The 14,770-nt window shown below is 60.7% G+C and carries 8 protein-coding genes; all 8 read right to left on the bottom strand.

Going from position 1 to position 14,770, the window contains the following annotated elements; all coding sequences use genetic code 11:
- Positions 1 to 174 precede the first annotated feature (174 nt).
- A complete protein-coding gene (locus GH665_RS14305; RefSeq protein ID WP_153136409.1) occupies positions 175 to 2,967 on the bottom strand; it encodes a TonB-dependent receptor in 2,793 nt (930 codons plus the stop codon).
- Between the two features lie 379 nt (positions 2,968 to 3,346).
- Positions 3,347 to 3,922, bottom strand: a complete 576-nt coding sequence (locus GH665_RS14310) for a helix-turn-helix domain-containing protein (RefSeq protein WP_046566003.1) — start codon at positions 3,920 to 3,922, stop codon at positions 3,347 to 3,349.
- A gap of 132 nt (positions 3,923 to 4,054) precedes the next feature.
- Positions 4,055 to 5,260 (bottom strand): tetratricopeptide repeat protein, encoded by a 1,206-nt coding sequence (locus GH665_RS14315; RefSeq protein ID WP_153136410.1) that lies wholly within the window; start codon positions 5,258 to 5,260, stop codon positions 4,055 to 4,057.
- Between the two features lie 9 nt (positions 5,261 to 5,269).
- Entirely contained in the window at positions 5,270 to 5,698 is a 429-nt protein-coding gene (locus GH665_RS14320) for an ExbD/TolR family protein (protein ID WP_046566006.1), read from the bottom strand.
- A 9-nt stretch (positions 5,699 to 5,707) separates the two neighbouring features.
- Positions 5,708 to 6,130 (bottom strand): ExbD/TolR family protein, encoded by a 423-nt coding sequence (locus tag GH665_RS14325; RefSeq protein ID WP_046566007.1) that lies wholly within the window; start codon positions 6,128 to 6,130, stop codon positions 5,708 to 5,710.
- A gap of 12 nt (positions 6,131 to 6,142) precedes the next feature.
- Positions 6,143 to 7,051, bottom strand: a complete 909-nt coding sequence (locus GH665_RS14330; protein ID WP_153136411.1) for a MotA/TolQ/ExbB proton channel family protein — start codon at positions 7,049 to 7,051, stop codon at positions 6,143 to 6,145.
- 77 nt (positions 7,052 to 7,128) lie between these two features.
- A complete protein-coding gene (locus GH665_RS14335; RefSeq protein ID WP_153138468.1) occupies positions 7,129 to 7,791 on the bottom strand; it encodes an energy transducer TonB in 663 nt (220 codons plus the stop codon).
- A 1,025-nt stretch (positions 7,792 to 8,816) separates the two neighbouring features.
- The gene (gene uvrA / locus GH665_RS14340; RefSeq protein WP_153136412.1) at positions 8,817 to 14,714 is read right to left on the bottom strand and encodes an excinuclease ABC subunit UvrA; all 5,898 of its coding nucleotides are present in this window, start codon (positions 14,712 to 14,714) and stop codon (positions 8,817 to 8,819) included.
- Positions 14,715 to 14,770 lie beyond the last annotated feature (56 nt).

The following is a 14,770-nucleotide window of genomic DNA, read 5'->3' on the forward strand; positions in this document are numbered from 1 at the left end:
CTTCATCGCTCGGTACGGATGCTCCGGTTTATGACCAAAGGCACGATTCATCCAGTCGAGGTAGCGAGCCGGTTGAATACGTCCGAAAGACTTGCATTTCCAGGCAACCCGCTCCGGTTTTCAGCAATGAAAGACCGGAGCGGGACGGTTCGTCACGCTTGAGAGATCAGCTGATCAGAACTTGTAGGTTGCACCGATCTGCGCATAACGACCGATAAAGTTGTAGAGCGACGTGTCGTAGCCCGTCTGGTAATACGGGTACTGCACGAAGTTCGGGTCATACGGCGGCGCACGGTTGAAGATGTTGTTGATGCCACCATACAAGGTCCAGTTCTTGAAGCCCGTGTAGCTTGCCGTCAGGTTGAACACGCTGAACGAACCGATTTCCGTCGGGATGCCGGCCGTGCCGAACTCCGATTCCATCGTGGTATTGCCGTACGGTCCCGTGTAATTCCACGTCAGCGCGGTATTCCACTTGCGATTAGGCGACTGCCAGCTGACTGTCGTGTTGCCCTTCCAACGCGGGAACGAACCGCCGAACGACAGGGACAGGGAACTGTTGTTACCCGCCGCATCGGTTGAGCCGTTAGCAAGACCCGGGGTCTGGAAGTGCCAGATGTAGCCCCAGTCGGTCGAGAGCGCGAAGGTACCGAGTTTGGTCGGCAATGCCTGATGGAAGTTCGCCTCGAAACCGTCGGTATGCAGATACGAGAAATTGACCAGTTGCGAGTTGACGTAGTCGATCACACCGGAATTCGGATCACGGACCACGTTTGCCGGATTGTTCGCATTCACCGTCGGCTGAAGCGGTGCAATACCGATCACGTTTGACACGTCGATCTTGTACCAGTCGAAACCCAGGTCGGTATTACGCGCGGGCGACAGTTCAAAGCCGATGTTGTAGTTCTTGGTGCGCTCCGGTTGCAGATTCGGATTACCGTGCATCAGTTCGGCGACGTTGACGTTCTGGCCGTACTGCGCGCTAGCCGGATCGGTATCGATCGCCGCCTGATTCCCCAGAGACGCGCCAGGCGCGGATTCAACCAGCGTCGGTGCGCGGAACCCGCGGTTGTACGATGCATATGCGGTGAATGCCTGCATCGGTTGATAGCGCAGAGCAAAGCGCGGCGAGAACGCACCACCGAACTGGTTGTAATGGTCGTATCGGCCAGCCTGGCTAAAAGTCAGGTTCTTGATGATAGGAATATCGATCTGGTAGTAGACTGCCGCCACGTTACGGCTCGCGTCTGCCGACTGCAGAGGAATGCCGGCAATCAGCGTCTGGCCCGTGCCCACGCCAGTCGGATTCGAGATGGATTCGCTTTGATGCTGGAACTGCGCACCGAAACCGACCCCCACGTCGCCTGTCGGCAAGTGGAACAGATTCGGCGTCGAAATGGTCGCGTCGACTACGTCGAGCTTCGATATAGCCAGGTAATCCGCGTTGCTGAACAGACCATTGAGACCGTTAGGCGTTGCAGCGGGATTGGCAAAATCATAGCCGCCGGCCAGAACGCTCTGATACGCCTGGGCGTTCATCACATTCGTATCGGTCACTGCAACAACGCTCTGCGAATGGCCATAGCTGGTCGCCCAGTTCCAGCTACCCCACTTCGACGTGTCGAACTGCCCTTTCAGGCCGGTCGAAAATGCCCAGAAATTCGAGGTCGACTGCACACCCACGGGTGTGTTCGGAAAAGTATAGTTAAGCGGCGTTGCGACGCCGAACGGATTGTACGGATTGCTCGCGGCAACCGTGTTGTTGTTGGTCACCAGCCCCGTCGCGGGCGAATACGACAGCGGTGAACTCAGGCCGCTGAAGTATGCCGCGCCAGTCACGATCGAGCTCGTGGCGTAGCTGTCCCAGATGTCGGCGTAAGCCTGAACGTCGTCGTTGATCTTGAAATCGCCGTGAATCTTCACGTTGGCGTGCTCGCTCTCGGGCGCCAGCGAATCGAGACTACTGGTGTTGTACCCGCAAGCGGTGCCGGGCTGGAAAGCTGCCGTGGTCGAGGTCGCGGTCGAGATCGTTTTGCCGCCGGCGCAATTGCCCACGGCAACCGGCCCGTTGCCCGTTAGCCAGTAGGACGTGGGCTGGTTGTTCCCGTACGGGAACACCTGGCTGGAGGTCGTATCGCGCTGTGACAGGTCGATACCGCTCGTGTGGGCGTAGCTGGCGGCTGCCGTGATGTTGTAGCCGTCGGAGGCCAGGTTGCCGAAGCCGCCCAGAATGTTGAACTTGTCGGTGCCCGCGCCGCCGTGCTGCGCGCCGCCCAGGCTGCCGTCCAGTTGCAGACCCTGGTAATCATGCTTGGTGATGATGTTCACCACGCCCGCGATTGCGTCCGAACCATACTGCGAAACCGCGCCGGTCTTCACGATCTCGATGCGGTCGATCATGTTGAGCGGCAGCGAATTCAGGTCGACGAACGAATCGGTAAAGTTCGTATTGAGCGCATAAGGCGCCACGCGCTGACCGTCTATCAGCACCAGCGTGTACTTTTCGCTCAGACCGCGCAGTGCGATACCCGAGCCGCCTGGTGCAGTGCTGTACGTGTAGTTGTCGCCCCAACTGCTTGCCGAGTTGGCTGCTGTCGATCGCAGGAAATCCGACACCGTGGCCGCGCCACTCGCCTGGATATCCTTCTGCGAAACGACCTGCATCGACTGGAAGCCGGTCTTGTCGGATTGACGGATCAGCGAACCGGTCACTTCGAACTTCTTCATCTGCTGGACGCCTTTGCCAGCCGGCGTCGCGGGGGTGTTGCCCGCGGACGGTGTCGCAGCAACGCCCGATGCCGGAGCTGCCGCCGCTGCCGGCGGGCTTTCCGCAGTCGTCGCACCCGCCGCGGTTCCTGTCGTGGCCGGCTGGCTTTGTGCAAACGCCGGTACGGCGATTGCGGCCGACAATGCCAGTTCAGCCCAGATTATTCTTCTGATGGCCAGCGCCAATGCCCTCTGTTTCATTTTTCCCCTTCCCGCTCGTCAATAAGGCCACAGCTGTGTGTGAAGAGAGGTCTTATGAACCTCTCCACTCGATGTACGGCGATCTTGCGCCGCGCTCCGTTAAAGCTGCCCCGCCTTCCAATGCCCAGCAAGCCGGTCAACAGCGCACCGGATTGCAAATGCAAGCAGGAAGGTAGGGCACTTCATAAACATGAATATCGGACTATTTATTTATTACAAACGAATTGCGCAGCGCTTTCTGATTGTTATCACTTCTTTAATCTCAGGCTCTGGTTATATGGGCAACACACGCTCTACCAGATCTATTCCCGATCCAACATTAAGTAATGCTTACAAATATTGAGCGACTCACTCAAACGAAAATGCGGAGCAACGACATCTAAAACAATCGTGGCGTGCCCACCCACACAACTACCGCTTCCTCGCGGGTGGTATTGCACCAGGAGTGAGGCACGGTGGACTCGTAATGCGCGGTGTCACCGGCCTGCAATACGAACGTTGTACCTTCTAATGTGAGCGAGATCTGGCCGCTCATCACGTACAGGAATTCTTCCCCCGCATGCGTCGTGACCTCCGATGGGTTCTGCCCCACCGGCATCCTGACGAGAATCACTTCCAGCTTGCTGCCGACCGACAGGTTCGTCAGCCGTCCAAAAAGATTCGCGGTTCCGTCGAACCCGAAGTACTTCAGCTCGCTCCCCCTGCGCACCGACCTGTCTTCATTTGGCGTATCGACGAAGTACTGCACCGTCACACCTAAAGCCCGGGCGATGCCCACTAGCGACGTAATCGAAGGTGTTGCGTGACCTCGTTCTACCTGCGACAAAAAGGGCTTCGAAATTCCCGCCGTGTTTGCCACTTCATCCAGCGTGCGCTTGAGTCGTTGGCGAAGCGCGCGAATTTTGCTTCCTATCGAAACTGCGACCTGTGCCTTGTTATCGAGTGGCAAAACCATAGCAAGACAGAATCCCGTAGTCAAAATTAGTTTGATGAAACTAAACTATGTTTCATTGAATGCAGCACCCTCCTTAAGACACGCGCGATAGCAGCGCTTCGCAAGATGGGACATAGCGGAATCAATGCACCGTTATTTCGACGCCACCAGCACCCACAGGCGGGCAAGGTCGGCCGAACCGTCGGTACCCTTTACAGCGCGGAAGGTTTGCACCGCGCGAGCTTTGTCGCCCGCCATGTAGTACGCCTCGCCGAGATGCAGTTGCGCCTGGTCCGGGTGATCGATACCGCCCTTCGCGATCGCAGCGTCCATCGCCGTCAGACCCTGCTTGGGCTGCCCTGCGAAAACCTGATTGAAACCCACGTCGATCGGCGCGACGGGGTTCGCGGGATCGGCCGGTGCTTGCGCCCGTTTCGCGGCGAGCGCCTGCAACCGCTTCTCGCGATCCGCTTGTGCGTCGTGACCGAGAACGCCTGACGCAAAGCCCTGATCGATGACCTGTTTGCCTTCAGCCGTGGTGCCGGCCACGATCGCGAGTTGCGTCATCTCCATGTAATCGTCGGCGGTGCTGAGCGAACCGGTTGCACGGCGCAGGCGATAGGTGTCGATATCGAGCGCCGACGAATAGCCGGGCTTGCTGCGAATCGCGGTGAACAGATCGTCCCAGTACGACTGCTTCGGATGATAGGCAACCAGTTTCTCGAGCGTGCTGCGGTACGTCGCGTCATCTTTCACGCGCTGCGCGCAGGTGCCGAGCAATTGCAATTGCGATTCGTCGGGTGCATGGCCGGCGCGTACCTGGGCATCGACTGCCGGTTTAAGCGAACTCACCACATCGCTGCAATCGTTTGCCAGGTAGTAAGACTGAACAAGCAAAGTGCGCATGTCGGGATCGCCGCCGCCTGCTTTCAGATAGCGTTGCGCGACCTTCGCGGCTTGTGCGTAGTTTTTCTCCTGAAAGTAGATGCCCGCGAGCGCTGCGGTTGTGCGTTGCTCATCGGCACCGGTCAGGCGTCCTGAACTCAACAAGGTTTCATAGGCCTGCGCCGCCACACCCGATTCGCCGGCCGCCGCTGCCGCGGCGCCTCGCATCTCCTGGATCATGTAGCTTTCGTAGGGCGTCTTGCCCGGCACGGCGTCGGCCTGATCGATCTTCGTCAACGCATCCTTGTACTTGTGCGCGCGATACAGATCCTGCGCGGCGTTCAGCGGCTTGGCCACATCCGGCCGCAAGCTGTCCGCTGCATGAGACGTGACCGGCAGCACGACGAGCGCGGACAGCCCTCCGATAGCGGCCGCGATGACGGCGCGCTTGAACCGTTGATGGATCGTTAGCATTGCACTTCCTTATTGCATGTACTGCTCGTTGCCGATCAGGCCGATTTTCGTTGCGCCTAGCCGCTGCGCCGACGCCATCACCGCCGCGACATCCTTGTACGGCACCAGCTTGTTAGGCCGCAGATGGATTTCCGCCTGAACCGGTTCGGCCGCCACCTGCGCGAGCCTGGACTCGAGCGCCGCGCGGTCCGGCACCGGCTGGCCATTCCAGGTGGTGGTGCCGTCGAAATCGATATCGATCTGCACCACTTCCGGCTGCGTGATCGGCGGCGGCGGATTGCCAATCGGCAAGTTCATCTTGATGGCATGCGTCTGAATCGGAATCGTGATGATCAGCATGATCAGCAACACCAGCATCACGTCGATCAACGGCGTGGTGTTGATATCGACCATCACATCCGGTTCGCTGCCACCGCCCGACGATACGTTCATTCCCATGGCGACCCTCTAACCGCCGCGCGCTGGCGGCTCAGTAATAAACGAAACCTTCGCGATACCGGCGCGCTCGCACTCGGTAATGACCCGGCCGATGAATTCATAGCGCGTGCTCTGGTCACCGCGAACATGCACTTCCGGCTGCGGCGTCATGACCGACACGGTTTTCAGTCGTGCCAGCAGCGTCGGCGCATCGACCTGTTTCTCGTTCCAGAAGAAATCGCCGTCGCGATTGACCGCAATGACGATACTTTTGGGCGTGGTCTGCAGCGGCTGGATCGTCTCCTTCGGCAATTGCACCGGCACCGTATGCGTCACCACCGGAATTGTGATCAGGAAGATGATCAGCAGAACCAGCATCACATCGACGAGCGGCGTGGTGTTGATACTGGAGATGACCTCGTCGTTATCATCCTGCCCAACGCTCATAGCCATGACGGACTCCGCTTATTGGACCAGCGATGCCTGGCGAGCCGAAGCGCGCGCCGAGCGTCGGCTGCCGGCGAGCAGAACGGTATGCAGTTGTGCGCCGAAGGCTCGCACACGCTCCATCACCGACTTGTTGCGGCGAACCAGGAAGTTGTAGCCGAGCACCGCCGGCACAGCCACGGCGAGGCCGATGGCGGTCATGATCAGCGCTTCACCCACCGGACCCGCAACCTTGTCGATCGACGCCTGGCCGGCGATACCGATGGCCGTCAGCGCGTGATAAATCCCCCACACCGTGCCGAACAGACCGACGAACGGTGCTGTCGAGCCGACCGTCCCGAGGAAAGCCAGACCGTCCTGCAAGCGATTCGACACATTGGTGATCGCGCGCTCAACCGAGGTATCGATCCACGTGTTGCGGTCGACGGCTTCGAGCAGCGCTTCGTCGTGGTGTTCGCCGGCTTCGATCGCGGTTTCGGCGATGAAGCGGAACGGCGACGACTCGTCGAGCAGCTTGGCGCCTTCGACCAGCGACGGGGCAGTCCATAACTGTTCGTCTGCGCTCTTCGCGCGACGGTTCGCGCGGAACTGCTCGAAGAACTTGGTGATCATGATGTACCAGCTGCCCATCGACATCAGCACGAGCAGAATCAGCACGAAGCGGGCGACGAAGTCGCCGTTCTTCCAGAGCGCGCCGAGACCGTACGGGTTATTGACGGTTTCAGACGTGGCCGGCTGAGGCGGCGGCACGGCCTGGTCGGCGGCGGCCGGGGCAGCCGTTAGCGGTGCGGCGGTGGCGGGCGCCGCAGCCGACGCGGTGGCGTCGCTAGCCTGCGCATGCGCCATGTGCGGCGCCACAAAGGTATCCACCGTGGTTACGGCGAACAACAGGGTTGCCGCCAATGCGGCGAGAGTACGCTTCTTCATGCCTGCTCCAAGTTCATTAGTACAACTTCTAAACCAAGACTGATAAATCGCTACCGGTACCGAACAGCCCGTGTGTTTCAGTTCAGGTTAAACGAGAACGGAACCTGTACACGGACGGCCTGGCCTTGGGAAACGCACGTGAACTGCTTGACCGCGTTGAACGCAGCGCGATCGAGTGAGGAATCGTCCGACGACTTGGCAACCCGTTCGTTCGTAATATGGCCCTGCGCATCAACCACGAATTCGATCAGCACATCGCCCGTCACGTTGTTCTCCTGCGCTTCCTTCGGGTAGTGAATCGACGAACGGACCTGATCCGAATTCGGGCATGCCACGCCTACTTCGGCACTCACGGGCTTGGCCGGCGCTGGCGCGGGCGGTGCGGGAGGCGCCACGGCGGGTGCCGACACGACCGGTGCGGCCTGGTGCGTGATAGTCGGCTGGGGCGGCGTTTGCACCTGCACTTCCGGCGGCGGCACGAACGGCGGTGGCGGCGGTGCGAACTTCGGCGGCGGCAATTGCACGGTGGGCAAAGGCGGCGGAGGCGGCGGCTTCACCGGCTCGATGATCTTCGTTTCGATTGGATGCTGAATGACCTGCACGACCTTGGTGGCAAGGCCATTGATAAGCGCGTAGATCAACACGATATGCAGGAGCAGAACAACTGCGATACCGCCGAAGCGGCGCACTGGGTTTTGTTGCTTACGCCCAAACTCACGCGGGCGTCCTGGCCTCTCCATACGGGCCGCTACTGCCGGAAATTGCCCTTCGACTTTCGTACCCACCTTTGCTCCTCCGGCGTGAACTGTCCATTTCTATTGCTGCAGCGCACTTGCAAAAGCCAACCACTACCAGCTTCAGACAATCGCACTCGCTGTCATGCATCTTGATTTGCAGTCCAAAATTTATGCTGCACTGCCCAAGCCCGACGCAATGACATGGATGCGGCTGCAATACGCCACGGTGCCACTTCACACGAGCCGAACAGTCATCTAAGTAGAAGTACTAATAGATTAGATTCAGCCTGCGCATTTCTGCGTGGCATGAACAGCCGGAGACAATCTGGTTGAAGCTGGATCACAGCTCCCGAACTTTTTGCGCGATTGTCACCCGCGTTTCATGGGAGGCAACAATAGCAGGACAAAAAATGCCGGGTCAAACTTTTTTTGATGGGAGCATACTAAGTTTAGAGAGGACACTCTAACTAATGCCGTATTCGCGTCGTTTTAAAAGAATAAGCGTATGTCGAGCGGATGCGAGCGCGCTTTTCGTCGCTCACAAATTGATGCGCAGCCGCTATTGCGGCTTTCTGGAACACGCTGGAAATGGTCGACGGATCATTTGCGGAACATGTCGCAAAAGCCCGATGGACGGGCTTCCCGCGATGATTGCATGGCAACCGGAGCGGACCGCGAACAGATTGTCTAACGTGATAATCGAGCGTCAACCCAAGGTCAACGTCGACGGCGAAAAGATAGCAGAAGGAGCACGACGTTTGAAATTCTTTTTCGCTGTATTTACGACACCCGAAATACACATTTCAATTACGTCATTTATAAAATTACAAAATCACTCTAATTAATTACATATAGCCGACGGCGCCGATATTACTCCCTGTTTCAGCGATAGCAGGCATCTTGACAGCATGTTCATGGGATTCAAGCGACAGTTTTGGCGGGGTGGCTGCGAGTAACCGGACGCGTCCGATCCACCGTGTTGAACGAGCAGAAGGAGTGGCGCAAAGGCGTAGCGCCACTCCACGGTCTTAACCGTTGGTTCCTTCGCCCGCACTCACTGCCGTGTCGTTTTGCGCTCGCGCCAGCACGGGACGCAATGCCGCACCGGTGTGGCTGGCCGCGACTCGAGACAACCCTTCCGGATCCGTAGCGGCGACAATCTTGCCACCACCCACGCCGCCTTCCGGACCGAGATCAATGATCCAGTCCGCCTCGGCAATCACGTCGAGATCGTGCTCGATGACGACGACGCTATGGCCGCCGTCCGCGAGACGATGCAACACGCGAATCAGCTTGGCGACGTCCGCCATATGCAGGCCGACCGTCGGTTCGTCCAGCACATATAGCGTGTGAGGCGGCTTCTGACCACGGCGCGTGATGTCGTCACGCACCTTGCTCAGCTCGGTGACGAGCTTGATACGCTGCGCTTCGCCGCCCGACAGCGTAGGCGAGGGCTGCCCAAGTGTGAGATAACCGAGCCCGACGTCTTTCATCAATTGCAAGGGATGCGCGATGTTCGAGATTGGCCCAAAAAACTCGACGGCCTCGTCGATTTCCATGGTCAGCACGTCGCCGATATTCTTGCCGCGCCACGTGACTGCGAGCGTTTCCGGGTTGAAGCGCTGCCCATGGCAAACGTCGCACGGCACCTTCACATCGGGCAGGAAACTCATGCCGATGGTACGCACGCCCTGCCCTTCGCATGCGGGGCAACGTCCGTCGCCCGTGTTGAACGAGAAACGCGATGCGGTATAGCCACGCGCGCGCGCTTCGAGCGTGCCTGCGAACAGCTTGCGAATCGCGTCCCACACGCCGATGTAGGTCGCCGGACAGGACCGCGGCGTTTTGCCGATCGGTGTCTGGTCGACTTCGAGCACGCGATCGATGGTTTCCCAGCCGGTGATCGAATCGCACCCCTGCCATGCATGCGTGACGTTCAGTTGCGCACGCGGCGCTGTGCGCGCCAGCACGCTCGAACGCCGATTCGCTGCCGGTTGGGTCTCGGCGGCCGCGCGAGCGCGCCGCGTGGCCGGCGAAGACAGCACCGAGCGCCCCACGGCATCCAGCAGATTGGTCATCAGCACGTCGCGCGCGAGGGTCGACTTGCCCGATCCGCTTACGCCCGTTACCGCTACCAGCCGCGCAAGCGGAATACCGACGGTGACGTTCTGCAGGTTGTGCAGCTTGCCGCCATGCACCGTCAGCCAATTCTCCGGCACAGCGGCTGCGCGTTTGGTCGGTGCGACCACCTCGCGACGCGGCTGCAACGGATGCACGATCGGATGAGCGAGGAACTGTCCGGTCAGCGAATCGGGCTGCGCGGACAGATCGGCCACACTGCCCTGCGCGACCAGCGTGCCACCGCGCTTGCCCGCGCCCGGTCCGATGTCGATGATGTGATCAGCACGCCGAATCGTGTCCTCGTCGTGCTCGACCACCACCAGCGTATTGCCCTTTTCCCCCAGTTTTCGCAGGGCATTGAGCAGAATCTGGTTGTCGCGCGGATGCAGCCCGATGGTCGGTTCGTCGAGCACATAGCAGACGCCTTGCAGGTTGCTGCCCAGTTGCGCGGCGAGCCGGATACGCTGCGCTTCGCCACCCGAAAGGCTCGGCGCCGCGCGATCGAGACTCAGATAACCGAGCCCGACCTCTTCCAGAAATTGCAGACGGCTACCGATTTCGCTGACCACGTCGCGAGCGATTTCCGCGTCCCGGCCGGTCATTTCCAACGTGTCGATCCACGCACGCGTGTCTGACACCGTCCACTGCGCGACATCGACAATAGCCTGTTCGCCGAACGTGACCGCGCGCGCGGTGGGGTTCAGACGCGTGCCGCCGCAATCGGCACACGGTTCGTCGACGAGACCTTCCGGTTCCTGCTCCTCGGAAGGCAAGCTCTGCTCGCGACCCCGGTTGTCGTCGACGACCACGGTGTCGTCGTACGCCGCGCGTTGTTCACGTGTCAGTGCGAGGCCCGTTCCGACACACGTGGTACACCAGCCATGTTTGCTGTTGTACGAGAACATGCGCGGATCGAGTTCGGGATAGCTCGTGCCGCATACCGGACAGGCTCGCTTGGTGGACAGCACCTTCACTGTGCCGACTTTCGCCGTGGCGCGGCCGTTGCTGATCGCGTTGTGCAAACCGTCGAGCGGCGCCAGCAGATGCATGACACCCTTGCCGATTTCCAGCGTCTGGTCGAGCGCCTGGCGCAGTTCCGCTTCGTTATCCGACGACACCACGAGGTCGGTCACCGGCAATTCGATGGTGTGCTCGCGGAAGCGATCGAGCTTCGGCCACGGGTCCACCGGCACGAACTCGCCATCCACACGCAGATGCGTATTGCCGCGCGCTTTCGCCCACTTGGCGAGATCGGTATAGACGCCCTTGCGATTCACGACCAGCGGCGCGAGAAAACCGACGTGCTGCCCTTTGTGATCGCGCAGCAACTGCGCCGCGATCGATTCGACACTTTGCGACGTGACCGGCGTGCCGTCATGGATGCAATGCTGCAGACCGAGTTTCACGTACAGCAGGCGCAGAAAGTGCCACACTTCAGACGTAGTCGCCACGGTGCTCTTGCGGCCGCCGCGCGACAAACGCTGTTCGATCGCGACGGTTGGCGGAATGCCATACACCGCGTCGACCTCGGGCCGTCCTGCCGGTTGCACGATGGAACGTGCATACGCATTCAGCGATTCGAGGTAACGGCGCTGCCCTTCGTGGAACAGAATGTCGAAGGCCAGCGTGGATTTGCCCGAACCGGACACGCCAGTAATCACGTTGAATTTGCCGTGTGGGATATCGACGTCCAGCGCTTTCAGATTGTGTTCGCGCGCATTGACGATGCGCACCACGTCCTCGCCTTCGATCGCCCGCCGCGCCCGCGCCGCGCTCAACGCTTTTTGCAGCGGAATGCCCTGCGATGCCGGTTCGGCCGCCGTATTCATGGCCCGGTCGTATTGCAGCAGCGCCTCGCCCGTATGCGATTCCGCGCACCGCTTGACGTCTTCCGGCGTGCCCGCGCACAGCACCCTGCCGCCACCGTCGCCACCTTCTGGACCGAGGTCGATCAGCCAGTCGGCCGCGCGGATCACGTCGAGATTGTGTTCGATCACGATCAGCGAATGTCCACTCGCCAGCAGCTTGCCGAATGCCTGCATCAGCTTGGCGATGTCGTCGAAATGCAGGCCGGTGGTAGGCTCGTCGAACATGAAAAGGCGTTTGGCGACCGGCTGTTTCGTGCTGCGCGCGGTGCGCGCCTGCGCCGATTCCGCGAGGAAACCGGCGAGCTTGAGCCGCTGGGCTTCGCCGCCGGACAGCGTAGGCACGGGTTGGCCCAGCTTCACGTATTCAAGACCCACGTCGACGATTGGCTGCAGCACGCGCAGTACTTCGGCATCCTTCGCGAAGTAGGCAGTGGCCTCGCTCACCGTCAATTCCAGCACGTCGGCAATGCTCAACGCACGCGCCGGCTCGCCACGCTCGATTTTCACTTCGAGCAGTTCCGCGCGATAACGGCGCCCATCGCAATCCGGGCAGCGCAGATAGACGTCGCTCAGGAACTGCATTTCGATATGTTCGAAACCCGAGCCGCCGCAGGTCGGGCAGCGCCCATCGCCGGAATTAAAGCTGAACATGCCCGGACCGTAACCGCGTTGCTGCGCGAGCGGCGCCTTGGCGAAGAGCTTGCGGATTTCGTCGAATGCGCCGACGTAGCTGGCCGGATTCGAGCGCGCGGTCTTGCCGATCGGCGACTGGTCGACAAATACCACGTCGGTGACCTGGTCGGCGCCCGTCAGGCTTCTGAATGCGCCGGGCGATTCGGTGGCGAGGCCGAAGTGCCGCGCCATGGCCGGATACAGGACGTCCTGCAGCAAGGTGGACTTACCTGAACCTGACACGCCCGTCACGCAGACGAGCCGCTGCAGCGGAATTTCGACCGTGACGTCGCGCAGATTATGTTCAGTGGCGCCTTCGAGCACGATGCGCGGGGTGCTGTCATCCACCGGACGTTGCGACCAGTGTGCCGCGTCCGCCACGTGCCGGCGCCCACCCAGGTATTCACCGGTCAGCGTACCGGACGAGCGGATTGCCTCAGGCGCACCGTCGTAAATGATCGAACCGCCCCGCTCGCCCGGCCCCGGGCCCATGTCGATCAGACGATCCGCCGCGAGCATCACGGAGGGATCGTGTTCGACCACCACCAGCGTATTGCCCGCGTCGCGCAGCCGATGCATTGCCTCGACGATCCGGTTCAGATCGCGCGGATGCAGGCCGATACTCGGCTCGTCGAGCACGAACAGGGTTTTGGTCAGGGACGTGCCGAGCGCGGTGGTCAAGTTGATCCGCTGCACCTCGCCGCCGGACAGCGTGCGGCTCTGCCGGTCGAGCGTCAGGTAGCCGAGGCCGACATCGCAAAGATATTTGAGGCGCGTGCGCACCTCGGCGAGCAATAGCTTGAGGGCGTCGTCGAGCAACGCGCTGGGCAGGCTGATTTCGTCGAAGAAACGCCGGATACGCTCGATCGGCATCAGCATCAGATCGTGCACAGTCAGACCCGGCAGCGACTCTAACTGCGCCCGCTTCCATTCGACGCCACGCGGCATGAAGCGCTTGCCGGGCGCCAGCACTTCGTCCGCATTCTGCTTGCTGCCGAGACGCCACAACAGTGACTCCGTTTTCAGACGCGCGCCGCCGCAGGTTTCACACGGCGTATAACTGCGGTACTTCGACAGCAGCACGCGGATGTGCATCTTGTACGCTTTCGACTCGAGATATTCGAAGAAGCGTTTGACGCCGTACCAGTGGCTTTGCCACTTGCCGTTCCAGTCTGGCGACCCGTTGATGACCCAGTCGCGCTCGGCGTCCGTCAGTTCGCCCCACGGCGTGCCGCGGCGGATATCGGCTTTCGCCGCGTAGCGCATCAGGTCGTCCTGGCATTCTTTCCAGGCTGGTGTTTGCATTGGCTTGATCGCACCGTCGCGCAGTGTCTTGCGCGCGTCGGGAATCACGAGACCGAGGTCGACCCCGATCACGCGGCCGAACCCGCGGCAAGCTTCGCACGCGCCGTAAGCCGAGTTGAACGAGAACAGCGCCGGCTGCGGATCCGCATAGCGCAGGTCGCTCTCCGGGCTGTGCAGGCCGGTGGAGAAACGCCAGATTTGCGGCTCGGCAGGATTCGTAGTGCCCAAAGTCTCCGGTGCGTCTGGCGTGGCCGGCAACACGTAAATATTGACGCGGCCGCCACCGCGCTTGAGCGACGCCTCGATGGCTTCGACCACGCGCGGCTTCTCGACCGCGCTTAGACGGAAGCGGTCGGCCACCACGTCGAGCAGTTTGCGCTTGCCGGTGGGTGAATCGACTTCGCGCTGTGCCTGTACCCGCGTGTAGCCGCTCGCGGAAAGCCATTGCTCCACTTCCTGCTCGGAAGCCGTTTCCGGCAGTTCGACCGGAAACGTGACGACCAGCCGCGGATCATGCTCCGCGGTGCGTTCGAGCAACTCGGCGTAAATCGTTTCGGGCGTGTCGTGGCGCACCTGCTGCGCGGTCTTGCGGTCGAACAGTTCGGCCGCGCGCGCGTAGAGCAGTTTCAGGTGGTCATTGAGTTCCGTCATGGTGCCGACGGTGGAGCGCGAACTGCGCACCGGGTTGGTCTGGTCGATCGCGATGGCGGGCGGCACGCCGTCGACCCGGTCGACTTGCGGCCGGTCCATGCGGTCGAGAAACTGCCGGGCGTAGGCGCTGAAGGTTTCGACGTAGCGCCGCTGCCCTTCCGCGTACAAGGTGTCGAACACGAGACTCGACTTCCCTGAGCCGGACGGCCCGGTGACGACCGTCATTTCACCGGTTCGTACGTCGAGATCGACGTTCTTCAGGTTGTGCTGGCGCGCGCCGCGAATGCGGATAGTTCCGTTAGATGCCAATTTTTCCGACCGTCTGAATAAGTGGACCACCTCTCACGGACGCCTCGCGACCGCGC

The organism is Paraburkholderia agricolaris (assembly GCF_009455635.1).
Taxonomy (GTDB): domain Bacteria; phylum Pseudomonadota; class Gammaproteobacteria; order Burkholderiales; family Burkholderiaceae; genus Paraburkholderia; species Paraburkholderia agricolaris.